The organism is Variovorax sp. GW821-FHT09D04 (assembly GCF_059416405.1).
Map to the genome: position 1 here is coordinate 270,252 of NZ_JBWKPA010000004.1, position 22,616 is coordinate 292,867.

24 protein-coding genes are annotated in these 22,616 nt (G+C 70.6%); 2 read left to right on the forward strand and 22 right to left on the reverse strand.

From position 1 onward, the window contains the following. Positions 1-7: 7 nt before the first annotated feature. A complete protein-coding gene (locus AC07O4_RS15580; protein ID WP_495305025.1) occupies positions 8-766 on the reverse strand; it encodes a Crp/Fnr family transcriptional regulator in 759 nt (252 codons plus the stop codon). A 226-nt stretch (positions 767-992) separates the two neighbouring features. On the opposite strand from AC07O4_RS15580, the gene AC07O4_RS15585 reads away from it, so the two are divergent. Further along, a complete protein-coding gene (locus AC07O4_RS15585) occupies positions 993-1,475 on the forward strand; it encodes a Rossmann-fold NAD(P)-binding domain-containing protein (protein WP_495305026.1) in 483 nt (160 codons plus the stop codon). A gap of 12 nt (positions 1,476-1,487) precedes the next feature. Here AC07O4_RS15585 and AC07O4_RS15590 read toward each other — a convergent pair whose 3' ends face one another. From AC07O4_RS15590 to AC07O4_RS15650, 13 genes are all read right to left on the reverse strand, one after another. Further along, on the reverse strand, positions 1,488-2,189 hold the full coding sequence (locus tag AC07O4_RS15590; protein ID WP_495305027.1) for a sulfite exporter TauE/SafE family protein: 702 nt from the start codon (positions 2,187-2,189) through the stop codon (positions 1,488-1,490). 6 nt (positions 2,190-2,195) lie between these two features. Continuing rightward, positions 2,196-3,602: an oxygen-independent coproporphyrinogen III oxidase gene (hemN, locus tag AC07O4_RS15595; RefSeq protein ID WP_495305028.1), complete on the reverse strand. Its 1,407-nt coding sequence runs from the start codon at positions 3,600-3,602 to the stop codon at positions 2,196-2,198. After that, positions 3,599-3,832, reverse strand: a complete 234-nt coding sequence (locus AC07O4_RS15600) for a hypothetical protein (RefSeq protein WP_223301390.1) — start codon at positions 3,830-3,832, stop codon at positions 3,599-3,601. The genes hemN and AC07O4_RS15600 overlap by 4 nt, the downstream gene beginning before the upstream one ends. 5 nt (positions 3,833-3,837) lie before the next feature. After that, the gene (locus tag AC07O4_RS15605; protein WP_070062094.1) at positions 3,838-4,128 is read right to left on the reverse strand and encodes a FixH family protein; all 291 of its coding nucleotides are present in this window, start codon (positions 4,126-4,128) and stop codon (positions 3,838-3,840) included. A gap of 11 nt (positions 4,129-4,139) precedes the next feature. Beyond that, positions 4,140-5,567, reverse strand: coding sequence for a cytochrome c oxidase accessory protein CcoG (gene ccoG / locus AC07O4_RS15610; protein WP_495305029.1), 1,428 nt, complete (start codon positions 5,565-5,567; stop codon positions 4,140-4,142). Continuing rightward, positions 5,564-6,478: a cytochrome-c oxidase, cbb3-type subunit III gene (ccoP, locus tag AC07O4_RS15615; RefSeq protein WP_495305030.1), complete on the reverse strand. Its 915-nt coding sequence runs from the start codon at positions 6,476-6,478 to the stop codon at positions 5,564-5,566. The genes ccoG and ccoP overlap by 4 nt, the downstream gene beginning before the upstream one ends. Positions 6,479-6,491: 13 nt before the next feature. Next, a complete protein-coding gene (locus tag AC07O4_RS15620; protein ID WP_062481697.1) occupies positions 6,492-6,632 on the reverse strand; it encodes a cbb3-type cytochrome oxidase subunit 3 in 141 nt (46 codons plus the stop codon). A gap of 23 nt (positions 6,633-6,655) precedes the next feature. Further along, complete coding sequence (gene ccoO, locus AC07O4_RS15625; protein ID WP_062481700.1) at positions 6,656-7,300, reverse strand: cytochrome-c oxidase, cbb3-type subunit II; 645 nt, start codon at positions 7,298-7,300, stop codon at positions 6,656-6,658. Positions 7,301-7,318: 18 nt separating this feature from the next. Then, positions 7,319-8,761 carry a cytochrome-c oxidase, cbb3-type subunit I gene (gene ccoN, locus AC07O4_RS15630; RefSeq protein ID WP_095746592.1) on the reverse strand — a complete coding sequence of 481 codons (1,443 nt, stop codon included), beginning with the start codon at positions 8,759-8,761 and terminating at the stop codon, positions 7,319-7,321. Between the two features lie 247 nt (positions 8,762-9,008). Further along, on the reverse strand, positions 9,009-9,146 hold the full coding sequence (ccoS, locus tag AC07O4_RS15635) for a cbb3-type cytochrome oxidase assembly protein CcoS (protein ID WP_095948759.1): 138 nt from the start codon (positions 9,144-9,146) through the stop codon (positions 9,009-9,011). Further along, on the reverse strand, positions 9,146-11,476 hold the full coding sequence (locus tag AC07O4_RS15640; protein ID WP_495305031.1) for a heavy metal translocating P-type ATPase: 2,331 nt from the start codon (positions 11,474-11,476) through the stop codon (positions 9,146-9,148). The genes ccoS and AC07O4_RS15640 overlap by 1 nt, the downstream gene beginning before the upstream one ends. A 94-nt stretch (positions 11,477-11,570) precedes the next feature. Continuing rightward, the gene (locus AC07O4_RS15645; RefSeq protein WP_070062088.1) at positions 11,571-11,786 is read right to left on the reverse strand and encodes a DUF1059 domain-containing protein; all 216 of its coding nucleotides are present in this window, start codon (positions 11,784-11,786) and stop codon (positions 11,571-11,573) included. Between the two features lie 16 nt (positions 11,787-11,802). Next, the gene (locus AC07O4_RS15650) at positions 11,803-12,864 is read right to left on the reverse strand and encodes a class I SAM-dependent methyltransferase (protein WP_495305032.1); all 1,062 of its coding nucleotides are present in this window, start codon (positions 12,862-12,864) and stop codon (positions 11,803-11,805) included. Between the two features lie 144 nt (positions 12,865-13,008). On the opposite strand from AC07O4_RS15650, the gene AC07O4_RS15655 reads away from it, so the two are divergent. Beyond that, complete coding sequence (locus AC07O4_RS15655; RefSeq protein WP_062482955.1) at positions 13,009-13,476, forward strand: helix-turn-helix transcriptional regulator; 468 nt, start codon at positions 13,009-13,011, stop codon at positions 13,474-13,476. 24 nt (positions 13,477-13,500) lie between these two features. Here the strand turns inward: AC07O4_RS15655 and AC07O4_RS15660 are convergent, their stop codons facing one another. The 8 genes from AC07O4_RS15660 to AC07O4_RS15695 are packed head-to-tail and all read right to left on the reverse strand — an operon-like array spanning position 13,501 to position 22,615. Continuing rightward, entirely contained in the window at positions 13,501-14,157 is a 657-nt protein-coding gene (locus tag AC07O4_RS15660) for an energy transducer TonB (protein ID WP_070062086.1), read from the reverse strand. Further along, complete coding sequence (locus AC07O4_RS15665) at positions 14,154-14,591, reverse strand: ExbD/TolR family protein (protein ID WP_495305033.1); 438 nt, start codon at positions 14,589-14,591, stop codon at positions 14,154-14,156. The genes AC07O4_RS15660 and AC07O4_RS15665 overlap by 4 nt, the downstream gene beginning before the upstream one ends. Before the next feature lie 28 nt (positions 14,592-14,619). Further along, positions 14,620-15,048, reverse strand: a complete 429-nt coding sequence (locus AC07O4_RS15670; RefSeq protein WP_095948763.1) for an ExbD/TolR family protein — start codon at positions 15,046-15,048, stop codon at positions 14,620-14,622. A 31-nt stretch (positions 15,049-15,079) separates the two neighbouring features. Then, positions 15,080-15,946 carry a MotA/TolQ/ExbB proton channel family protein gene (locus AC07O4_RS15675; RefSeq protein WP_495305034.1) on the reverse strand — a complete coding sequence of 289 codons (867 nt, stop codon included), beginning with the start codon at positions 15,944-15,946 and terminating at the stop codon, positions 15,080-15,082. Between the two features lie 30 nt (positions 15,947-15,976). Further along, positions 15,977-17,140 carry an alanine racemase gene (locus AC07O4_RS15680; RefSeq protein WP_495305035.1) on the reverse strand — a complete coding sequence of 388 codons (1,164 nt, stop codon included), beginning with the start codon at positions 17,138-17,140 and terminating at the stop codon, positions 15,977-15,979. After that, a complete protein-coding gene (locus AC07O4_RS15685) occupies positions 17,137-19,503 on the reverse strand; it encodes an alpha/beta fold hydrolase (RefSeq protein WP_495305036.1) in 2,367 nt (788 codons plus the stop codon). The genes AC07O4_RS15680 and AC07O4_RS15685 overlap by 4 nt, the downstream gene beginning before the upstream one ends. Then, positions 19,500-21,173, reverse strand: coding sequence for a serine hydrolase domain-containing protein (locus AC07O4_RS15690; protein WP_495305037.1), 1,674 nt, complete (start codon positions 21,171-21,173; stop codon positions 19,500-19,502). Before AC07O4_RS15690 ends, AC07O4_RS15685 begins: the two co-directional genes overlap by 4 nt. Positions 21,174-21,223: 50 nt before the next feature. Further along, positions 21,224-22,615, reverse strand: coding sequence for an MFS transporter (locus AC07O4_RS15695; RefSeq protein WP_495305038.1), 1,392 nt, complete (start codon positions 22,613-22,615; stop codon positions 21,224-21,226). Position 22,616 lies beyond the last annotated feature (1 nt).

Consider the following 22,616-nt stretch of genomic DNA (forward strand, 5'->3'; position numbering starts at 1 on the left):
TCTCTTCTTACTGAAGCATCGCGGGCGCCGGCGCCAGGCAGCGCTGCACGAAGGCCGAGAGCGCGCCCACGTCGGGAATCTGCACCTCGCGCCGGCCCTTGGTGGCAAAGCCGATGACCTTGTCGCGCGCCAGCCGCGAGAGTGCGCGGCTCACGCTTTCGAGCGTCATGCCCAGGTAGTTGCCGATCTCGGCGCGCGTCATGCGCAGCGTGATCTCGTCGGTGCGCATGCCGCGGTCGGCCAGCGACTCGGCCCAGTAGCGCAGGAAGTCGGCCACGCGCGCGTCGGCCGGCAAGGTGCACACCGACATCAGCGAATCGCGGTCGTGCGCGATCTCGCGGCTCATCGCGGCGTGCAGCATCTGCAGCAGCGCGGGGTGCGTGGCGCAGGCGGCCAGCAGCGATTCGTAGGGCACGACCCAGACCTCGCCCGTGTCCATCGCCACCGCGTCGCACACGTAGCGCTGGCCCGCGATGCCGTCGAAGCCCAGCCAGTCGCCGCGGAACTTCAGGCCCACCACCTGCTCGCGGCCGTCGGCCGAGAGGTTGACGATCTTGAAGAAGCCCGAGTTCAGGATGTAGAGGTTGCCGAAGCGCTCGCCCGCCTGGTAGATCACGTCGCCCGTGTGCACCATGCGGCGCTGCGGTTGCAGCTGCTCGGCCAGCAGGCGCAGGCGCTCGGCCGTGCGGCGGCCCGCGTCTTCCTTGTGCACCGTCGGAAGGGGCCGAAGCGGGAGGATGGGGTTGGGGCGGGCACTCGTGAGCATGGGGATTCCTCGGCGTTCTGTCTGTCTTGTGTGGCGTTGCCTGCGATCAGGCGATGTCTCGATGCTAGGAAGCGCGAGGCCCCGCAGTGACAACGGCCCGCATCGGTGCGTAACGTCGGGTGAATGCTCTGTGTCCGGCGTGTAACAGCGGCGCGCTCCTTGATGTGCGTCAAGGCCGGCGCGGCCTGGGTGGCTAGCCTCCGCGAGACACATGTCGAACCTTGCCATGCACCCTTCCACCGCTGCGCTGTCGCCCCAGAGAGAGGCCAGCCTGCTGGGCCGCGCCCGGCTGCTCCAGCGCGCCGCGCTCGACGGCGCCGCGCCGCCACGGCTGCTGCGCGGCAAGAACCTCGGCCTGCTCAGCGAGACCGGCGACAGCGCCGCGCTCGCCCTGCTGCGCCATGCCGCCGAGGAACTGGGCGCGCAGGTCGCGACCATGCGCTCCAGCCTGTCGACCGACACGCCGGTGCAGGAGCTGCAGCACACGGCGCGCATGCTCGGCCGGCTCTATGACGCTGTCGCCTGCGAGGGCATCGATGCCGCGCTGGTGCGCCAGATCGGCCAGCACGCGGGCATTCCGGTGCACGACGGCGCGGCGGCCGACAGCCACCCCACGGCCGCGCTCGCAGGCCTGCTTGGCGAGCGCACGGCGGCGGCGGACAACCGGCGCTTCGTGCTGCAGGCGTTGCTGATCGAGAGCATCGCCTGACGAGATAGCGCGTCAGCCGCACCAGTCGGCGATGCGGTGGCTCAGGTCCATCCACAGCGCCTGCAGCGCCACCGCCGCCAGCAACACCCCCGCCAGCCGCGCGCCCCAGGCCTGGCGCGTACCGCTGTCGCCCCACCCGCGCAGGCGTTGCCACAGCCACGGCGCGGCGAGCAACGACACGCTGCTGCCCAGCGCGAACAGCGCCATCGTCGATGCGCCTTGGAGCGGCCCGTTGCCCAGCGCGGCCAGCATCAGCGCCGAATAGAGCAGGCCGCAGGGCATGGCGACCCACAGCGTGCCGGTGGCGAGCACGCCCAGCAGCGAGCCGCCGGCCATGGGCCGCAGGCGCGCTTCGAGCGCGCGCCCGGCGCGCTGCGCCCACAGCGGCTGGTGGCCCGCGACGGCGAGCACCACGCCCCAGGCGAGCACGAACACATGCAGCATCACCCACAGCGGCCGCCAGGCCGCGACCTGTGCGCTGGCTGCGCCCAAACCGTGCAGGCTCGCGGCGGCGATGGCACCGGCGGCTGCGTAGCTCGCCATGCGGCCGAGATGAAAGGCGACCGGTGCAATGGGATGCACGGCCTGCGAGGGCCCGCCCACCGGCACGATGCGGATCACCGCGGACGACACCGCGCCGCACATCGCCACGCAGTGCGGCCCGCCCGCAAGCCCCATCAGCAATGCGGCGCCGGCGAGTGCGGGGGAACTCATACCTTCCTAGACCACGCGCGAAAAGCGCGTGCGCGTCGCGGCGCAGTAGCGATCGAACACCATCGCCACCGCTCGCACGAGGAACCAGCCGGCCTCGGTGACCTCGATGGCACGCGGCGACAGGCGCACCAGCCCCTGCTCGGCCATCGGCACCAGCGCGGCACGCTCAGGGGCGAAATAGTCCGCAAAGGCGATGCCGTGCGCCGCCTCGACGGCGTCGAAGTCCACGCGGCCCCGGCACATCAGCGCCATGATGACCTCGCGGCGCAGCACGTCGTCGTCCGACAGCGCCAGCCCCTTGACCACGGGCAGGCGCCCCTGGTCGAGCAGCGCGTAATAGTCCTCCAGCGTCTTCGCGTTCTGGCTGTAGGTCGCGCCCACGCGGCCGATGGCCGACACGCCGAGCGCGACGAGGTCGCCGTCGGGCTGCGTGCTGTAGCCCTGGAAGTCGCGGTGCAGCCGGCCCGCGCGTTTGGCCACGGCCAGCGGGTCGTCGGGCAGCGCGAAGTGGTCCATGCCGATGTACACGTAGCCGGCCTCGGTGAGCGCCGCGATCGCGCGCCCGAGCATGCGCACGCGCGTGGGCGCGTCGGGCAGTTCGTCGGCCGCGATGCGCCGCTGCGGCTTGAAGCGCTCCGGCAGGTGCGCGTAGGCATACAGCGCGATGCGGTCGGGCCGCAGGTCGCGGATCTGCGCGAGCGTGCGCTCGAACGAGGCATCGTTCTGACGCGGCAGGCCGTAGATCAGGTCGACGTTGATCGAGCGGAAGCCCAATGCACGCGCCGCATCCATCAGCGCGAAGACCTGCGCCGCCGGCTGGATGCGGTGCACGGCCTGCTGCACGGCGGGGTCGAAGTCCTGCACGCCGAAGCTCAGGCGGTTGAAGCCGAGCGCGGCCAGCGCCGCGAGGCGCTTGGCATCGACGGTGCGCGGATCGATCTCGATCGACTGCTCGCCGCCCGGCACGAAGGCGAACGCGCGGCGCAGCAGGGCCACCAGTTCGCCCAGTTCCTCATCGTCGAGAAAGGTCGGCGTGCCGCCGCCCAGGTGCAGCTGGCCGACGGGCGCACCGGGCCCGAGCTGCGCGACCTGCAGCGCCACTTCGCGTGCGAGGTAGTCGAGGTACTGTCGCCCGCGCTCGCGGTGCTTCGTCACGACCTTGTTGCAGGCGCAGTAGTAGCACAGCGATTCGCAGAACGGGATGTGCACGTACAGCGACAGCGGCTCGCCGGCCGCATCCGCATCGCGCCGCAGCTGCAGCGCCTGCGCGTAGTCGCCGGCACCGAAGGTCTCGACGAAGCGGTCGGCCGTGGGGTACGAGGTGTAGCGCGGGCCGGGCACGTCGAAGCGGCGCAGCAGCTCGACGGGCAGCACGGACGGGGTCTCGGGAACGCAGGCCAGGGGCAAGCTCATGACGCAGTCTCTTTCTCGGACGGCAGCGCCAGCAGCGTGGTGCACGCGCTCGAGGCCGCCGCCATCAGCCAGAACACGAAGAAGGACACGGTGTAGATGCCCTGGCGCGACATGCGCAGCGCATCGGCGCCGCAGTACGAATGGATCGGATCGATCATCGCGAACACCAGCACCTCCATGCCGCAGGCCACGAGAAACGACGGCCACAGGATGCCGGCGATCCGGCGCATGGCACTCACTGCGCGCCCCTCCTGGGCACCGGCACGTCGTCCTCGGGCGTGGCCGCGTGGTTGCGCCCGGCCTGCGCCGGCATGCGCTTCTTGTCGGCCAGCGTGCGGTTGATCTCGATGCCTTCGCGGTAGTAGTCCTCCGACACCAGCACCTCGGGCGTGCGCAGCGCCAGCCACACGGTCGCGATGCTCGCGAGCACCACGGCGGCGGGCCCCGCGATCACCAGCCAGACCAGCGGGTAGCGCCACCAGGGGCCGGAGGTCGCGGGCGCGTTCATCGGCAGGGCATCGTTCATGGGAAGACCTTTCAGCGCGGCACCAGGAAGACCGCTTTTTCGGAAACCTGCGCCGCGCCATCCGCCTGCCGGATGTCGAAGTGCACCGTGTGCGAACCGGCCGGCGCGGCGCCATAAGGCACCTGCAGCCGCACCGCGACCCAGCGCGCCTGCGCGGGCTCGACCTCGATGGCCTCGTCGGGCGAGGCCACGCTCAACCCCTCGATGCCGCGCGCGGCGATGCGGTAGTGCTGCGTGCGCTCGGTCGCATTCATGATCTGCAGCCGGTAGACGTTCTCCAGCCGCCCGCCCTCGACGATGCGCGCCAGCGAGGCGCGGTCGCGCACCACGTCGACCTTCAGCGGCGTGCGCGCGACCAGGCTGGCGAGCAGGCCCGCCACCAGCAGCGCGAGCAATGCGGTGTAGACCAGCACGCGCGGGCGCAGCACGCGGCGCCACAGCTGGCGGCGCGACCAGCCGGCCTCCATGCCGTTCTGCGTGTCGTAGCGGATCAGGCGCGGCGCGTAGCCCATCTTGTCCATCACGCTGTCGCAGGCGTCCACGCACAGGCCGCAGCCGATGCACTCGTACTGCAGACCCTGGCGGATGTCGATGCCGGTGGGGCAGACCTGCACGCACAGGCTGCAGTCGATGCAGTCGCCCAAGGCGGCACTGCGCGGGTCGACGTTCTTGCGGCGCGGCGCGCGCGGCTCGCCGCGCCGCGGGTCGTAGCTGACGATGAGCGTGTCGCGGTCGAACATCGCGCTCTGGAAGCGCGCATAGGGGCACATGTACTTGCACACCTGCTCGCGCATGAAGCCGGCGTTGCCGTAGGTGGCAAAGCCGTAGAAGAACACCCAGAACACCTCCCACGAACCCATCTGCGTCTGCAGGAAGGCCATGCCCAGCTCGCGGATGGGCGTGAAGTAGCCCACGAAGGTGAAGCCGGTCCACAGCGCGATGCCGATCCAGACGAGATGCTTGAAGGCCTTCTTCACCAGCTTCTCGAGCGAGAGCGAACCGGCGTCGAGCCGGATGCGCGCGCTGCGGTTGCCTTCGATGCGCTGCTCCACCCACAGGAACATCTCGGTGTAGACGGTCTGCGGGCAGGCATAACCGCACCACAGGCGCCCGGCCACGGCCGTGAAGAGAAAGAGGGAGAGCGCGCTGATCACCAGCAGGCCCGACAGGTAGATCAGGTCCTGCGGGTACAGCACCAGCCCGAAGATGTAGAAGCGCCGCGCGGCCAGGTCGAACAGCACCATCTGCCGCTCGCCCCATTCCACCCAGGGCATGCCATAGAACACCAGCTGCGTGAGAAAGACCATGGCCCAGCGCCAGCGCGCGAACAGGCCCTGCACGCTGCGCGGGTAGATCTTCTTCGTCGCCTCGTACAGGCCGACCTCCGGCGCGGCGGCGGGCGGCGCACTGACGATCGGGATGACCGTCTTTCGCGTCATGGCGTCCCGGTCGCAGGGTTGGACATGCCCCACACGTAGGAGGCGAGCAGCTTGATCTGCGCCTCGGTCAGGCGGCCTTCCTGCGCGGGCATGGCGCTGTGCTTGCCCTCGTTGATGATCTGCACGATGGCGGCCTCGCCGTAGCCGTGCAGCCAGATGCGGTCGTTCAGGCGCGGGGCGCCCAGCGCCGGGTTGCCCACGCCGCCGATGCCGTGGCAGGCCGCGCAGGCGGCGAACTTGGGCTTGCCCAGGCCCGCGCGCAGCGAATCGTGCGGCTCGCCCGACAGGCTCAGCACGTAGTTGGCGACGTTCTTCACGTCGTCGGGCGTGCCGACCATCGCGGCGGCCGGCGGCATGGTGCCGATGCGGCCCTTGGTGATCGACTCGACGACCTTGTCGGGCGTGCCGCCGTGCAGCCAGTCGGCGTCGGTGAGGTTGGGAAAGCCCTTGCTGCCGCGCGCGTCGGAGCCGTGGCACTGCGCGCAGTTGTTCATGAACAGGCGCTCGCCGATGGCGCGGGCCTGCGGGTCGCGCGCGACCTCCTCCAGGGGCATGGGCGCGTAGCGCGCGTACACCGGTTCCAGTGCCTGCGTGGCCTTGGCCATATCCTGCTGGTACTCGGCGCGCGAGCTCCAGTCGTTCGTGCCGCGAAAGCTGCCCAGGCCCGGGAACACGGCCAGGTAACCCAGCGAGAAGACGATGGTCAGCACGAACAGCCCCACCCACCACAGCGGCAGCGGGTTGTTGGCTTCGCGCAGGTCTTCGTCCCACACGTGGCCGGTGGTGTTGTCGGCGTCGGAGGGCACGCGCTTGCGCGCCGTGAGCCACAGGAGCAGCACGCAGCCCAGGATGCTCAGCAGCGAGGCCACGGCCACGTAGCTGGACCAGAAGTTATTGATGAAGTCGCTCATCGTGTGTGTCCCTTCAGTCCTGCTCGAACGGCAACCGGGCCGCTTCGGCGAAGCGCTGCGTGTTGCGGCGCGAGCAGGCCCAGGCCACGATGCCGATGAAGACGACGAAGCAGGCGATGGTGGCGGCGATGCGCAGGGTGGTGATGTCGGTCATGGGGCGTTGCCTGTTCTTTCTTCTTACTTGAGCGCCAGGCCCAGCGACTGCAGGTAGGCCACGGTGGCGTCCATGTCGGTCTTGCCGGCCACCTCGTCGGCGGCCTTGGCAATCTCTTCGTCGGTGTAGGGCACGCCCACCGTGCGCAGCGCGCGCATGCGGGTGGCGATGCTGCCGGCGTCGACCAGCCCCTTCTCCAGCCACGGGTAGGCCGGCATGTTCGACTCGGGCACGAGGTCGCGCGGGTTGTTCAGGTGGATGCGGTGCCACTCGTCGCTGTACTTGCCGCCCACGCGGTGCAGGTCGGGGCCGGTGCGCTTGCTGCCCCATTGAAAGGGGTGGTCGTACACGAACTCGCCAGCCACCGAGTAGTGGCCGTAGCGCAGCGTCTCCGAGCGGAAGGGGCGGATCATCTGCGAGTGGCAGTTGTAGCAACCCTCGCGCAGGTACACGTCGCGGCCGGCCAGCTGCAGCGGCGTGAGCGGCTTCACGCCCTCCACGGCCTCGGTGGTCGACTTCTGGAAGAACAGCGGCACGATCTCCACGAGGCCGCCGATGGCCACCACCAGCAGGATCAGCACGATCATCAGCAGGTTGTTGGTCTCGACCTTCTCGTGCGTGAAGCCGGTGGCGGCGGGCGCGGAGTTCTGGTTGTCAGGTGCGTTCATCGTGCGTCCTCGGGAGCTTCAGGCGTGGGCGGCGGCAACGGCCGGGATTTCGGCGCGCACCGAGCGCCCGGTGATCACGGTCATCCAGACGTTCCAGGCCATGACCAGCATGCCGCCCAGGTAGAGCACGCCGCCGATCACGCGCACCAGGTAGTAGGGGAAGGTGGCCTTCACGCTTTCGACGAAGGTGTAGGTCAGCGTGCCGTCGGCGTTGATCTCGCGCCACATGAGGCCCTGCATCACGCCGGCGATCCACATCGCGGCGATGTACAGCACGATGCCGATGGTGGCCATCCAGAAGTGCACGTCGATGGCGCGCACGCTGTACATGGCGAGGCGGCCGTACATGCGCGGGATCAGGTAGTACAGCGACCCCATGGTGATGAAGCCCACCCAGCCCAGCGCGCCGGAGTGCACGTGGCCGACGGTCCAGTCGGTGTAGTGGCTCAGGGCGTTGACGGTCTTGATGGACATCATCGGGCCCTCGAAGGTCGACATGCCGTAGAACGACAGCGCGACGATCAGGAAGCGCAGGATCGGGTCGGTGCGCAGCTTGTGCCAGGCGCCCGAGAGCGTCATCACGCCGTTGATCATGCCGCCCCAGCTGGGCGCGAGAAGGATGAGCGAGAACACCATGCCCAGCGACTGGGTCCAGTCGGGCAGCGCGGTGTAGTGCAGGTGGTGCGGGCCGGCCCACATGTAGGTGAAGATCAGCGCCCAGAAGTGCACGATCGACAGCCGGTACGAGTACACCGGGCGCCCCGCCTGCTTGGGGATGTAGTAGTACATCATTCCCAGGAAGCCGGCCGTGAGGAAGAAGCCCACGGCGTTGTGGCCGTACCACCACTGCACCATCGCGTCCTGCACGCCGGCGTAGGCCGAGTAGCTCTTCATCCAGCCGGCCGGAATGGCCGCGCTGTTGACGATGTGCAGCAGCGCCACCGCGATGATGAAGGCGCCGTAGAACCAGTTGGCCACGTAGATGTGGCGCACCTTGCGCAGGCCGATGGTGCCGAAGAACACGATGGCGTAGGCGACCCAGACCACGGCGATCAGGATGTCGATGGGCCACTCGAGCTCGGCGTATTCCTTGCCGCTGGTGTAGCCCAGCGGCAGGCTGATGGCGGCGGCGACGATCACCAGCTGCCAGCCCCAGAACACGAACGAGGCCAGCGCCGGCGCGAACAGCCGCACCTGGCAGGTGCGCTGCACCACGTGGAAGCTCGTGGCCATGAGCGCGCAGCCGCCGAAGGCGAAGATCACGGCGTTGGTGTGCAGCGGACGCAGGCGGCCGTAGCTGAGCCAGGGAATGCCGAGGTTGAGTTCGGGCCAGGTCAGCTGCGAGGCGATGATCACGCCGACCAGCATGCCGACCACCCCCCAGACCACCGACATGAGTGCGAACTGCCGCACGACGGTGTCGTCGTAGATGGCCGCGGGAGGGTGCGTGGTCTGCTGCATCGTGGTGCCCGTAGATGTGGTTTGCGGGCAGTGTCTGCCCGCGTCGCCCGGGCAGGCTTGATGCAGATCAAGCCCGCTCCGTTCTCCACTGCGGCTTGTATCGACGGCGGCACACGAGCTCGAACGATGCCGAAGGCCGCGGAGCAGGCCGTGCCAGAACACCCGCGGAACTGGCTATGCCAGGCCGCAGGGTGTGCCCCCTGCAAGGGGGTTGGCAAAGCGACACGAAGTGCGCGTAGCCTGGGGGTTAGTCATTCTTCAGGATGCGGTCGCCTTCGACCTCGATGTCCTCGAACTGGCCGCGTTCGATGGCCCACCAAAGGCCTCCGAGGATCGCCAGAACAAGCACCACCGACAGCGGCACGAGCAGGAACAGCACGTCCATCAGGCCACCGCCGCTTTCCCTGGTGCAGCGAGCCGCGCCGCGTTGAGCACCACGAGCAGCGAGCTCGCCGCCATGCCCAGCCCCGCGAGCCACGGCGGCAGCCAGCCGGCCACGGCCAGCGGCACGCACACGGCGTTGTAGGCCGCGGCCCAGAACAGGTTCTGGCGCACCACGCGCAGCGTGCGGCGCGCCTGCGCCACGGCCGCGGGAATGGCCTGCAGCGCATCGCCAAGCACCACGAAGTCGGAGCGTGCACGCGACAGCGGCACGGCGTGGCCGAAGGCGAACGAGGCATTGGCGCGCGCCAGGCTGGGGCCGTCGTTCAGGCCGTCGCCGACCATCGCCACCTCGCGCCCGGCTGCTTGCAATTGCCACAGCACCTCGAGTTTGTCTTCCGGTGCGCAGTCGCCCTGCACCGCCGCGATGCCGGCCTGCGCGCCGATGGCACGCGCCGCGTTCTCGCGGTCGCCCGACAGCAGGCGCACCGACAGCCCCTGCGCCTGCAGCGCCGCCACGGCCTGCGTGGCGTCGGGGCGCAGCTCCTCGGCGAGCACGAAGCTGGCGAGCCAGCCGTCTTCGTCGCTCAGGTGGATCTGCGCCGCATCGACCTGCAGCGGCGGCACTTCGCAGAAGACCGCCGAGCCCAATCGCACGGGGCGCGCACCGTGGTCGTCCACCGCATCACGCCGGTGCAGCGAGGCCGCCACGCCCTGCCCCACCGTCTCGCGCAGCTGCATCGCCGACCAGGCCGGCGGCGCGCGGAACTGCGCCTGCCAGGCATTGACGAGCGCGCGCGCCGCCGGGTGCAGCGACAGCGCCGCGAGCGCCGCACCGATCTCCAGCGCATCGCCGGGGCGCAGGCCCTGGCGGCAGTACACGCGTTCCAGGCGCGGCGTGTCACCCGTGAGCGTGCCGGTCTTGTCGAACACCACGGTGTCGACGCCGGCCAGTGCTTCCAGCGCCTGCAGGTTCGACGTGAGCACGCCGCCGCGCGCCAGCGCACCCGCGCTCGCGAGCATCGCGGCGGGCGTGGCCAGCGACAACGCGCACGGGCAGGTGACGATCAGCACCGCCACCGCGGCCATCAGCGCCTTGCCGGGATCGACCGCCCACCACAGCGCGCCCGCGCCGAGCGCACAGGCCAGCACCGCGATGAGAAAAGGCCGCGCCACGCGGTCGGCCAGCCGGGCCAGGCGCGGCTTTTCGAGCGCGGCGTTCTCCATGAGCCGCACGATCTGCGCGAAGCGCGTGCCCTCGCCCACCGAGGCGATGCGCACCTGCACCACGGCCGAGAGGTTGTGGCTGCCCGCGAGCACGCGGTCGCCGCGGGGGCGCGGCACGGGGCGCGACTCGCCGGTGAGCAGCGCCTCGTCGGCGGTGGTGTCGCCGTCGATCACCGTGCCGTCGGCCGGGAAGGCCTCGCCAGGGCGCACGCGCACCACGTCGCCCGCCGCGAGCCGGCGCACCGCCACGCGGGTCCATTCGCCGTTGGGCCCGAGGCGTTCGACGCTGTCGGGCAGCCGGTGCATCAGCGCCTCGAGCGCGCCGGCCGTGCGGTCGCGCAGCCGTGCCTCGAGCCAGCGGCCGGTGAGCAGGAAGAAGACGAACATCGTCAGCGAGTCGAAGTAGACCTCGTGTCCCAGCGGCCCCGTGGGGTCGAAGGTGGCGGCGGTGCTCACCACGAAGGTGATGACCACGCCGAAGGTCACGGGCAGGTCCATGCCGACGCGGCCGATGCGCAGGTCGCGCCAGGCGCTGCGAAAGAAGGGCCCGCACGAGAACAGCACCACGGGCAGGCTGAGCACCCACGAGGCCCAGCGCAGCAGCTGCGCCGCATCGGCCGTCATGTCGCCGGGGCGCGCGACGTAGGCCGGGTAGGCGTACATCATCACCTGCATCATGCAAAAGCCCGCGACCAGCCAGCGCCACAGCGCCATGCGCAGTTCGCGCGTGCGCGTCTCGCGCGCGCTGCGGCTGCCGGCCGGCAGCAAGGGGTAGCCCGCGCGCGCGCTGGCCTCGAACCAGCGCGAAGGCCGCGTGGCCGTGGCCGACCACACGACGCGCGCGCGCCGGCTCGCGGCATTCACCTGCACCTCGGCCACGCCGGGCACCTGCGCCAGCGCGGCCTCGACGGTGAAGGCGCAGCCCGCGCAGTGCATGCCTTCGACCGCCACCTGCGATTCCCAGCGGCCCGTTCCGGCCTCCAGCGGGCGGCCGAACGCGGCCCACTCGGCGGGATCGTCGAGCAGCTGCCAGGCGTCGGCGCGGGCGTCAGCCCCCGTGGACGATGGAACGGACGGAAACGGCGCGAGCGCGGCGGAAGCTTGCATCGGGGCAGGCTAAGGGCCTTGCCGATGCAAGCGTTTGATCTGCATCAAGGTTCGTGACGACGGCCGGGGCCGCGCAGGACCGTCAGTCCGCCAGTCAGGCGGGCGTCTTCGCGAGCTCCACCGGCGGCGTACCGGCCTTGAACATGCTCGCCAGCTGCTTGCGCAGTTCGGGCGTGTCGGTGTGGCCGTGCACGGCCACGGCGTGCTGGACGGCGGCATCGAGCAGTTCGCCTTCGGAATCGGCGCAGAGCGCGACACTGCAGTTCATCGTGCTCGGGTACTCGCGGCAGTCGATGTATTGGCGGGACATGGCGCCTCCTTTGTCCTTACGGACGTGCTTCGAAGATCAGGTTGAAGGGCGTTTCGCTGGCCCGGCGGAAGTGCGAGAAGCCGCCCTGCGAGACGACGTCGCGCAGGCGCGCTTCACCGGCCTGCGCCCCCAGGCACAGCCCCACTTCCTGCGAGCGCGAGGCCGGCGTGCAGATGAAGCTGGAGGCCGAATAGAACACGCGCCCCACCGGGTTGATGTTGTCCTCCAGCCGGTCGTTGGCAAAGGGCTCGACGATCATCCACGTGCCCTGCGGCTTGAGGGTGCGCCGCACGTGCGCGGCCGCGCCGACGGGATCGCCCATGTCGTGCAGGCAGTCGAAGACGGCGACGAGGTCGTAGTCTTCGCCGGGGAAATCCTTGGCGCTCGCGACCTCGAAGCGCAGGCGTTTTTCATCGTCGACACCGGCCTTGCGCGCGGTTTCGCGCGCACGCTCGATCGAAGGCGCGTGGTAGTCGAAGCCGACGAAGCTGGATTGGGGATAGGCCTGCGCCATCAGCAGCGTCGAGGCACCGTGCCCGCAGCCCACGTCCGCCACGCGCGCGCCGCTTTTCAGCACGGGCTCGATGCCTTCGAGCGCCGGAATCCACTGGCTCACCAGGTTGGCCGCGTAGCCGGGCCGGAAGAAGCGCTCGGTGCCATGGAACAGGGCCACGTCGTGCTCGTGCCAGCCGATGCCCAGGCCCGTGCGCATGGCCTGGACCATCTTGGGAATGATCTTGAACTGCGCCACGGCGATCTGGAACGCGCCGGGCACGAAGGCCGGGCTGCCTTCCTCGGCCAACGCGAAGGCCTGTTCCTCGGTCAGCGAGAACAGCTCGCCTTTCGGGTCGTACTCGACGTAGCCGCTGGCGGCCTGGGCCGAGAGCCATTCGCGCAGGTAGCGCGGATCGGTCTCGGTGCGGCGGGCCAGCTGCTCCGCGGTGGCGGGGCCTTCGGCCAGCGCCTTGTACAGGCCGAGCTGGTCGCCGACGACGATGGTGGCCGCATGCATCACGGCCCCGATGTCGTGGACGAAGTTACCCATGAACGCGTTAAGCCGTGTTTCGTCGATGGCCATGTGTATCCCCTTCGTCGACAAGCGACTGGCGCGCCCGCTGCCTGCCTATACTGAATTCGAGGCAAAGGGCCTGCGAGCATCCTGTCTCTCGATGCGTGCGGGCGCCATACGCAGCAATGCGTATGCACCGTGAAAGGGCATGCCATGACGCACCTGTCGCGCAACGATTGGGCGAGCGCACTTCGCCTGCTGGACAAACTGGAGTCCGGCCATGTGCCCGTGCGGCATCGCAGCGCCGACGCGCATCCCACGCGCACCACCCGCCGCATCGCCAAGGCGCCGGGCCGGCGCGAGTTGCGCCGCGCCGCCCAGCAGGCCGACTACTGCCGGCGCGTGGGGCTGGAGCATGCGATGGCGGTGGCCTTCCTGTACCGGCTGGCCTGCCGCACGCCGGCGCCGTTGCCGGATGCACAGCCCGCCGGCCTCACGCCGCGCGAGGGCGATGTCATGCACTGGCTCTCGCAGGGCAAGACCGATGCCGAGATCGCCGCGCTGCTGACGATCAGCCCCCGCACCGTGCACAAGCACCTGGAGCATGTCTACGTGAAGCTGGGCGTGGAGACGCGCACGGCCGCCGTGATGCGCGCGCTCGCCATGGGCCGATCTGTCTGAAGAAGAGAGACCGGCTCCTTCCCCCTACTCGATGCGGAAGACGAACTCCTGCGTCGCCAGCACCTCGGCGTCGCCCGTGGTCTGGCATTCATAGCGCATCACCGCGGCGCGCACGGCCGAGTGGTACACGCGCGGCCCCGACAGGAAGCGCACTTCCTGCACATGGCCGCCCTTGATGCGCACCTCGGCCTTGACCACGCCGCCGATGCCTTCGTCCATCGCCTTGCGCGGCATCTCGGGCTTGACCTGCCGCGGGCAGGCCACCGCGATGTCGGTGGTGGTCGCCTTCGGCGGGGCCGGCGGCGCGGGGGGCGCCGGCGGTGCGGCCGGCGGCGGCGGCACGGGCTCGGTGTTCTGCACGGCGGTGATCGCGGGCGCCGACGTGGCGGGCGGTGTCACGGCCGGCGGCGGCACGTAGGCCGGGCGCGGCGGCGGCGGGGCCTTGGGCGTTTCCTGGCGCACGATCTTCTTCGGCGGCGGGGGCGGCGGTGGCGGGGGGGGCGGCGGCTTGATCTCGCTGATGATGGTCGCGTCCATCGGCTTCTTGATCAGCTCGACCGTCTGGCGCGCCAGCCCCGACACGAGCGCGTAGCCCACGCCGACGTGGAACAGCACCATCACCGCGATGCCCACGGGCCCGAAGCGCGATTTCGGGTTGAAGTCCTTGCGGGAGCGCTTCATGGGATGAACTGCTCCGCGCCCACGATGCCCAGCTTGCTCACGCCCGTGCGCTGCGCCGAGGCCATCACGCCGGCCACCACTTCGTACTTGGCGCGGCGGTCGGGCCGCAGGTGCACCTCGGGCTGCACGGCCTGCGCGGCGACCTGCTCGAAGCGCCGTTCCATCTCGCTGCGGTCGGCCAGCGGCTCGCCGTTCCACTGCACGACGCTGAGTGCGTCGATGTCGATGCGCAGCACCTCGGGCTTGAACTCGCTGGGCGGCGGGTTGCCCGTGGGCATGTTCAGGTTCACCGAATGCAGCTGGATCGGGATGGTGATGATCAGCATGATCAGCAGCACCAGCATCACGTCGATGAGCGGCGTGGTGTTGATGTCCATCATCGGCTCGTCGGAAGGCGTGCTGCTGCGCCGCCCCTGCTTCTGTTTTCTTGGCATGGCTTGCTTGTCTCGCTGTCTGCTCGTCTCAGTTGCGCGCGGGCGGCTCGGTGATGAAGCCCACCTTGGCGATCCCGGCCGCCTGGCAGGCGTAGATGATCCGGCCCACCGGCTCGTAGTCGGAATGCCAGTCGCCGCGGATGTGCACCTCGGGCTGCGGGTTCAGGGCCGCCACCTTGGTGAGCCGCGCCACCAGCGCGGGCGTGTCACGCACCGGCGTGTCGTACCAGTAGGTGCGGCCGGCGGCGTCCACCGAGATCACGACGGTCTCGGGCTTGCTCTCGCGCACCTCGTTGCGCTCCTTCGGCACCGCGACGGGCACCGAGTAATTGACCACCGGGATGGTGATGAGGAAGATGATCAGCAGCACCAGCATCACGTCGACCAGCGGCGTGGTGTTGATGGCCGCGATGGCCTGTTCCTCGTCTCCCCCGGAGGCCGGGATGTTCATCGCCATGGCGCGATCCGCTTGCGTGCGTGCGCGCGCGTCAGGCCGCGGCGCTGCCGGCCAGGATCACGGAATGCAGCTCGCCGCTGAACTCGCGCACGTCGTCCATCACGGTGATGTTGCGACGCAGGAGCCAGTTGTAGCCCAGCACGGCGGGCACGGCCACGGCCAGGCCGATGGCGGTCATGATGAGCGCCTCGCCCACCGGGCCCGCCACCTTGTCGATCGACGCCTGCCCCGCCACGCCGATGGCGGTGAGCGCGTGGTAGATGCCCCAGACGGTGCCGAACAGGCCGACGAAGGGCGCGGTGGAGCCCACGGTGGCCAGCAGCGACATGCCGTTGCCCAGGCGCCGCTGCACGCGCTCGGTGGCGCGGTGGATGCACAGGTCGACGAAATCGGCGAAGTCGACCTTGCCGCGCAGGCCGTCGTGCTTCTGCGTGGCCTGCATGCCGGCGTCGGCGATGAAGCGGAACGGGCTGCCCTCGGCCAGCCGCGCGGTGCCGGCCTGCACGGTGCCCGCGTTCCAGAACTCGTTGTCGACCGCGCGCGTCTGGCGGCCCATGCGCATCTGCTCGAGCAGCTTGGTGACGATCACGTACCAGCTGCCCATCGACATGATCGCCAGGATGGCGAGCACGGCCTTGGCGACGGCATCGCTCTGCGACCAGAGCGCGCCCACGCCGTAGGGGTTGTCGACCTTGGCGGTGGCGGCCGGCGCGGCGACCGGGGCGGCAGGCTTTTCGGGCACCGCCACGGGCGCCGGCGTGGCGGCAGCAGCACTGGCCGCGGCCTGCGGTGCGGCCGGCGTCTGGGCGCCTGCGAGTTGCGGCGCGCTGCCCAGGCCGAGGGCCAGAACAAAGGGCGCGGCCACGGCCGTCAGCCGTGCAAGGAATGTCTTCGTCATCGTTGTCTTCTCCAGAAAAATTGATTGGCTTCAGGCGCCGGCCTGCCAGCCGTGCGCCTTGTCCCAGACCGCCTGCACGCCGCTGCCCGCGCCGTCCACCACGTGGTAGCGGTCGTAGGGCGCGGCCGTCATGCAGGCGTGGTGCGGCAGCACGCGCACGCGGGCGCCCAGGGGCAGCGCGCGGAACATGGCCTGTGCGTCGTCATCGCCTTCGCAGGCGATCAGCCCGTGCTCCTGGTGCAGCTCGGCCACGCACAGGCCGGGCAGCGGCACCGTGCCGTCGGCCCGGCACACCAGCCCGAAGCCCAGGCCGGCGCGGAACTCGGCCGCCGACTGGTCCTTCGACAGCGCGAGCGCGCCGGCATCGATCAGCACGCGACGCGAGCGCGGGTTGTGGCCGATCACCGTGGCCAGCACCGACAGCGCGATCTCGTCCACGCCGCAGATGCCGCGCGCCGCCTGGTCCAGGTCGAAGAAGGTGTAGACGCCGGGGCGCATCTCGGTGACGCCCTCGAGCGTCTGCGCGCACACCGCCGTGGGCGTGGAGCCCACGCTCACCACCTCGACCGGAATGCCGACCGCGCGCAGCCGTTCGGCCGCATGCACGGCGCCGGCGCGCTCGGCCTCGGCGATGGCGCGGATCGCCGTGCCGCCCTGCACGTGGTAGCTGTGGCCCGCATGCGTGAGCACGCCGGCCAGCGCCAGCGATTCGCTGCGCTGCACCTCGCGCGCGAGCGAGAGCAGGCCGTCGTCGCGCGGACCGACGCCGCCGCGGCCACCACCCGTGTCGATCTCCAGCAGCACGCGAAAGCTCGCGCCCAGCGCCCGCGCGCGGGCACCGGCCGCCTGCACGGCCTCGACGGAATCGGCCAGCAGCGTCACGCGCGCGCCGTGCGCGCGCTGGATGTCGTGCAGCGCCTCGATCTTGTTCGCGTCGATGCCCACGGCATAGGTCAGGTCGGTGAAGCCGTGGCGCGCGAAGTAAGCGGCCTCGGCCACGGTCGACACCGTGAGCCCGCCGGCCTGCCCGCGCGTGGCGCGGCGCGCCACTTCGGCCGACTTGGCCGTCTTCAGGTGCGGGCGCAGCGCCACGCCGTGGCGCGCCGCACGCTGCGCCATCGCTTCGCAGTTGCGTTCGAGCACGCCGACGTCGAGCAGCAGCGCGGGCGTGGTGAGTTCGGCCAGGGGCGTCATCGGCCGGTTCCGGACGCGATCTGCGCCATCACGCCGTCGATTTCCTCGGCCACGCGCTGCACCAGCGGCGGCAGCAGCACCAGCGTCATGTGCGCGGCGCCTTCGATGCAGGCCAGGCGGCGTTGCGTCGACAGCGCCGCATGCGCCTCCTGGAACTCGGGCCAGCGCTGCTGCACCGCGGCAATGGCCGGGTCGGCGCCGGCCGGCAGCGGCTGCTGCTTCGCCCACAGCACGGCCAGCGGACGCGCGCCGAAGTCGGGCGACGCGGCCGCCTGGCGCGCGACGTGCGGCAGGCCGCGCACCTCGGCCACCATGGTGTCGAGCGCTTCGGGCGTGTAGGTCGCCTTCATCTGGCGCAGCACCTGCGGCATGTCGGCGAACAGGGCCTCGATGGGCGCCTGCTCCGGCGGCGGCGTGCCGCCGGCCTGGAAGTCCGCGCGCTTGACGCGCTCGGCCGCGAACTGCGATTCGGGCGGGTGCTCGTACATCGCGAACTGGTCGGGGTGGCTGGCGTCGAGCATCACCACGCCTGCGACCTGCTGCGGGTACAGGCCTGCGTAGACCCGGTTCAGCAGGCCGCCGAGCGAATGGCCGACGAGCACGATCGGGCCCGTCACACCGGCGGCTGCGAGCAACGCGTGCAGGCGGTGCGCGGTGCGTTCGCCGTCGAAGGGCGCGTCGTCGGCTTCGCTCCAACCCATGCCGGCGCGGTCGTAGCTGATCACCGGGTGCTTGGCCGCCAGCGCCTGCTGCAGGCGCGCGTAGGTCGGCGAGGCGCAGCCGCCGCCGGCCTCGATCACGAGCGTGGGCTGCGCGGCGCTGGCCGGCAGGGGGCCGCTGCGCTGCAGGTGCATGGCGCGGCCGTCGATGGTGTACAGCTCGCCGGGCGCGGCCATGTGGTGCGGGCGACCGGGCTGTTCCACGCGCGGCCAGTAGTCCAGGTCGCGCACGCGGTACGGCAGGTTGGCGAAGTCGGTGCTCAGCGAGGCCGGCGTCGACACGTACAGCACCGACTTGGCCAGGGGCCCGAACTCCGCATGGAAGTGCTGCGCCGACTTCACGATGACCAGCTTCTTGGCCGCCAGGTCGATGCCCAGGCCCGTGAAGAGGTCGGCGCCGATGACCTGGTTGCGCTTGCTGATGAGCACGATGTCCACGCCGTCGGCCGCCTGCACCCACACGCACGGGCCCATGGGCGTGCGCACGCCCGAGAGGCCGCCCTGCGAGTGCGCCTCCACCACGTTCATCACGGTCACGTGCAGGTCGATCGGATCGCCCGAGGCCGGGCCGCACTTGCCGCCCAGGCGCAGCTCGAAGCTCGCGCCCACGCCCGCGTCGCGGCACAGCTGCACCGCGCCCAGGTCCCACACGCCGCCGAAGGCCACGTCGCCGATGCCGCGCTCGACCACGGCGCGCAGCATGAAGGTGCTGTCGCTGGTGGCGCCGCCGCCGGGGTTGTCGGCGGTGTCGGCGATGACCACGGGGCCGCCCTGCACGGCCATGGCCTTGGCGAGCGTCTCGTCGATCGAGAGCGAGGGCACGCCGGTCTCGTGGCGCAGGTCCCAGAAGCCGCGGCCGAGTTCTTCGGCGAGCTTGGCGGCCAGCGCGGGGTCGTTGTCGGTCACCACCCACAGCTTGGCGCCCGACTCGGGCACGTCGGCCCAGGGGAAGCCATGGCCCAGCGACACCGAGAGCACGCCCGGCAGCTTTTCGGCGTCCTGCATGCGGCGCACGAAACCGGCCATCGGTTCGCGCGTGGTGTGCCACTTGCCGACCATGCGGCAGTCGTGCACGGCCGTCACGGGCTTCACGCGGCCCTGCGCGGTGTCGACCACGATGCGGATCAGCTCGGTCAGGCGCTCGAACGCATCGGTGTGCGGATATTCCTTGTAGCAAATGATGGCGTCGGCCGTGTTCACCATCTTCTGCGTGAAGTGGCAGTGCAGGTCGAGCGACACGCCGATGGGCACGTTCGGCCCGACGATCTCGCGCACGCGCGAGATCACGTCGCCTTCGCAGTCGTCGTAGCCGTCGGCCACCATCGCGCCGTGCAGCACGAGGATCACGCCGTCGACCGGGCCGGCTTTGCGCAGGTCGTCCAGGATTTCGTCGCGCAGGCGCTCGTACACGCTGCGCACGGTGCGCCCCAGCGGCTGCGCGAAGGCCAGCAGGCTCTCGACCGTTTCATGGCCTTCGGCGGCCAGCTGCCGGCGCACTTCCACCGCGTACAGGCCGTAGCCGGTGGCGTCGCGCGTGCTGGCGTCGCCGCGGAAGATGCCGTATTCCTCGTAGCTGCCCAGGCCGGTGGGGGCCGAGACGAAGGTGTTGGTCTCGGTGGCGAACAGGGTGGTGAAGAACTTCATGCGCGGGGCTCCTGGCGGGCAAGGTGGATGTTTCGCGAGCGCGTGGTGGCAAACAGCAGTCCCACGACCCGGCCGCCCTTGCGCTCCACGTTGAGAACCGATTTGCCCAGCTGGGCCAGCACCGGGTCGACCGAGGCGAGCGTGGCCACGTCGGCCGACAGCGGCGTCAGCACGCACGCGTGCTGGCCGTGGCGGCCCTGCACGGTGAGCTGCAACCTGCCGTCGACCAACACCATCCGCGCGGTGGCGTCGAGGTCGGGGCTGGTGTAGTCGCCGCACAGTTCGTCGGCGAGCGACGCGGCATCGGGCGCGGTCTCGGGCAGGCGCTCGAAGCGGCGCGGCTGGCCACCTTCGTGCAGCACGAAGGCATCGGGTGCGCGTTGCGGATCGATGTCGACGGTGTCGATCACGAGGTCGTTCGTCGGCAGGTCCTGCAGGCCCAGCCAGAGCTTGCCGTCGCCCTGGTTCAGGGGCCTGGGCTCGCCGGCCTGCCACGACAGCGCCAGCTTGCCGGCCACGTCCGCAAAGCCCAGCAGGCCGCCGGTGGAGGGGGCGTGGTAGCGCTGGCCGGGCAGCGCGGGGAAGGCGCTGGCCAGCGGGCGCACCTCGGGCGGCGCGAGCGCGTCGCCCAGCAGCAGCTCGATCACCTTGAGGGCCAGCGCCGACGGCGACACGGGCGCGCCGTTCACCATGGCGATGATGTCCAGCCCGTGGCTGGGCACGCTGATCATCTGCGACTGCGCGCCGAGCACGGCGCCCGCGTGGTGCACGATCTCGACGCCGCGGTACGGATGGCGCGCGAGGCCGAAGCCGTAGTTCACCTTCGAGCCCGACGACAGCGTGGTGGGCGCCGACAGCAGGGCCCAGCTCTTTGCGCTGCCCACGATCTTCTCGCTGCCGTGCATGTGGGCGAGCCAGCGCAGCATGTCGTCCGCCGTCGACACCAGCGAGCCGCCGCCGTCGAGTTCGCACGGGTACAGGCCGCGGCGCCAGCCGCCGCCGGGCGCGGGCATGTACAGGCCGGCCATGCCGGGGACCACGTCCAGGTCGGTCACCACCGACGAGGTGTCCGCCATGCCCAGCGGGTCGAAGAGGCGCGCCTTCAGGAAGTCGTTGAAGCTCTTGCCGCTCACGCGCTCGACGATCTTGGCCAGCAGGAAGTAGCCGCCGTTGCTGTAGACCATGTGCGTGCCGGGCTCGAAGTTCAGCTCGCTCTGGCGCGCCATGGCCGGCAGGCCCGGGCCGGGCAGCGTGAAGGTGAGGCCGTGCGCGATGGCCCACAGCTCGTCATGGCCGCGCCAGCCGCTGGTGTGCGTGAGCAGGTGGCGCAGCGTGGGGCCGCTGGCGCTCAGTTGCGGCAGCTCGGGCAGGTACTTCTGCACCGGGTCTTCCACGTCGAGCAGGCCGTCTTCGGCCAGCAGCAGCACGGCCATGGCCGTGAAGTGCTTGCTGGTGGAGGCGATGCGCATGCGCGTGGTCGGCGTGAGCGCCACGCCCATCTCCAGGCTGGCCATGCCGACGGCGCGGCGGTACAGCAGGCGGCCATGCTGCGCGATGGCCAGCACCAGGCCGGGCGCGTCGCTGCGGTTCAGGGGCGCCACCAGCGCGTCGATGGCGGCCAGTGCGGAGGCGGTGTCAGGAAGAGAGGCTGAAGGGTGTGGTTGTGACATGGAGGAACAACGAACGATGAAAGGGGGAGCGGGATCTCGACGCGGAAGGCTCAGTTCGGCTTCGCTTCGCGCATCAGGCGAACGAACGGGCCTTCGGCGGCGCGCAGCACCATGGCGCCCAGGCTGCCGCCGACCAGCGTGGTCACGACGATGGACACCGCCAGCCCGTTGGGCATCGACTTGAGGGCGTCCGACAACATGCCCACCACCAGCGGACCCACCACGCCGAAGGGCAGGCTGGCCAGCGTGAGCATGGCGATGGTGCGGGCGCGCAGGTGCGGCGGCGCCGCGTCCTGCAGCACGTTGGGCAGCAGCACCGCGCTGCCGATGAGCGGCACCACCAAGAGGCCCAGCAGCGCGAAGTTGTGGTTGGCCGAGCTCGTGAACAGCAGCAGCGTCGACATCAGCGCCGCCGAGAGGTTGCCCAGCATGATCAGGCGCAGCGCCGCGGCCGGCCCCATGCGCGGCTGCACGTAGCGCATCGACAGCACGCCCAGCAGGCCGCCGGCCACCGTGCCGCACAGGAAGGCCAGGCCCATGCCCTGCCCCATCTGCACCGGCGTGACGCCGTAGGTGCGCGCCGTGAGGATCGGCAGCCAGGTGCCCAGCGAGCTCAGGCCCACGCTGGTCAGGCCCACGCCGACCACCAGGCCCGCGAAGGTGCGCCAGTGCTGGCGCAGGTGCTGGCGCAGGGTCGTGGCGCCCGGTGCGTCGGCGGCCGGTGCCCCCGGCTTGGCCTTGGCTTCCGGTGCGCCGCCGCGCGGCGTGCGCCGGATCGATAGCACCAGCAGCGTCACCGGAATGCCGGCGCTCGCCAGCACGAAGAAGGTCAGGCGCCAGGCTTCGAGCTGCTGCATCGCGACCGGCAGCCAGGGCCGCAGGTCGTCGGTGAGGTGCACGATGGTGCCGCCCAGCAGCGCGCCCAGTGCACTGCCGAAGATGGCCGACAGCGCGAACACCGCATTCGCCAGCACCCGCTGCGCCCGCGGGAACAGGTCGGGGATCATGCTGTTGGTGATGGGCGTGAGGCCCGCCTCGCCCACGCCCAGGCCGACGGAGGCGACGAACAGCACGCCATAGTCCATGGCCGTGCCGCGCATGGCGGTGGCGGCGCTCCACAGCACCACGCAGGCCGCGAGCACCACGCGCCGGTCGTAGCGGTCGCTGAGCCAGCCCAGCGGCAAGGTGGCGATGCCGGTGAACAGCACGATGCCCGCGCCCTGCAGCAGCCCGAGCTGCGTGTCGGACAGCGACAGCGTCTGGCGGATCGGCTCCGTCAGCAGCGTGAGGATGACCTTGTCGATCGAGCCCAGCACCGTCGCGATGATGAGCACCGCCAGCGCATACCAGGCGCTGGTGGGCGCCTTGCGGGTCGTTTCCAGGGCCGCAGGGGCGGCCGCATCCAGCGGCATCGGTGCCGCGAACGGTGGGAGGCCCGACATG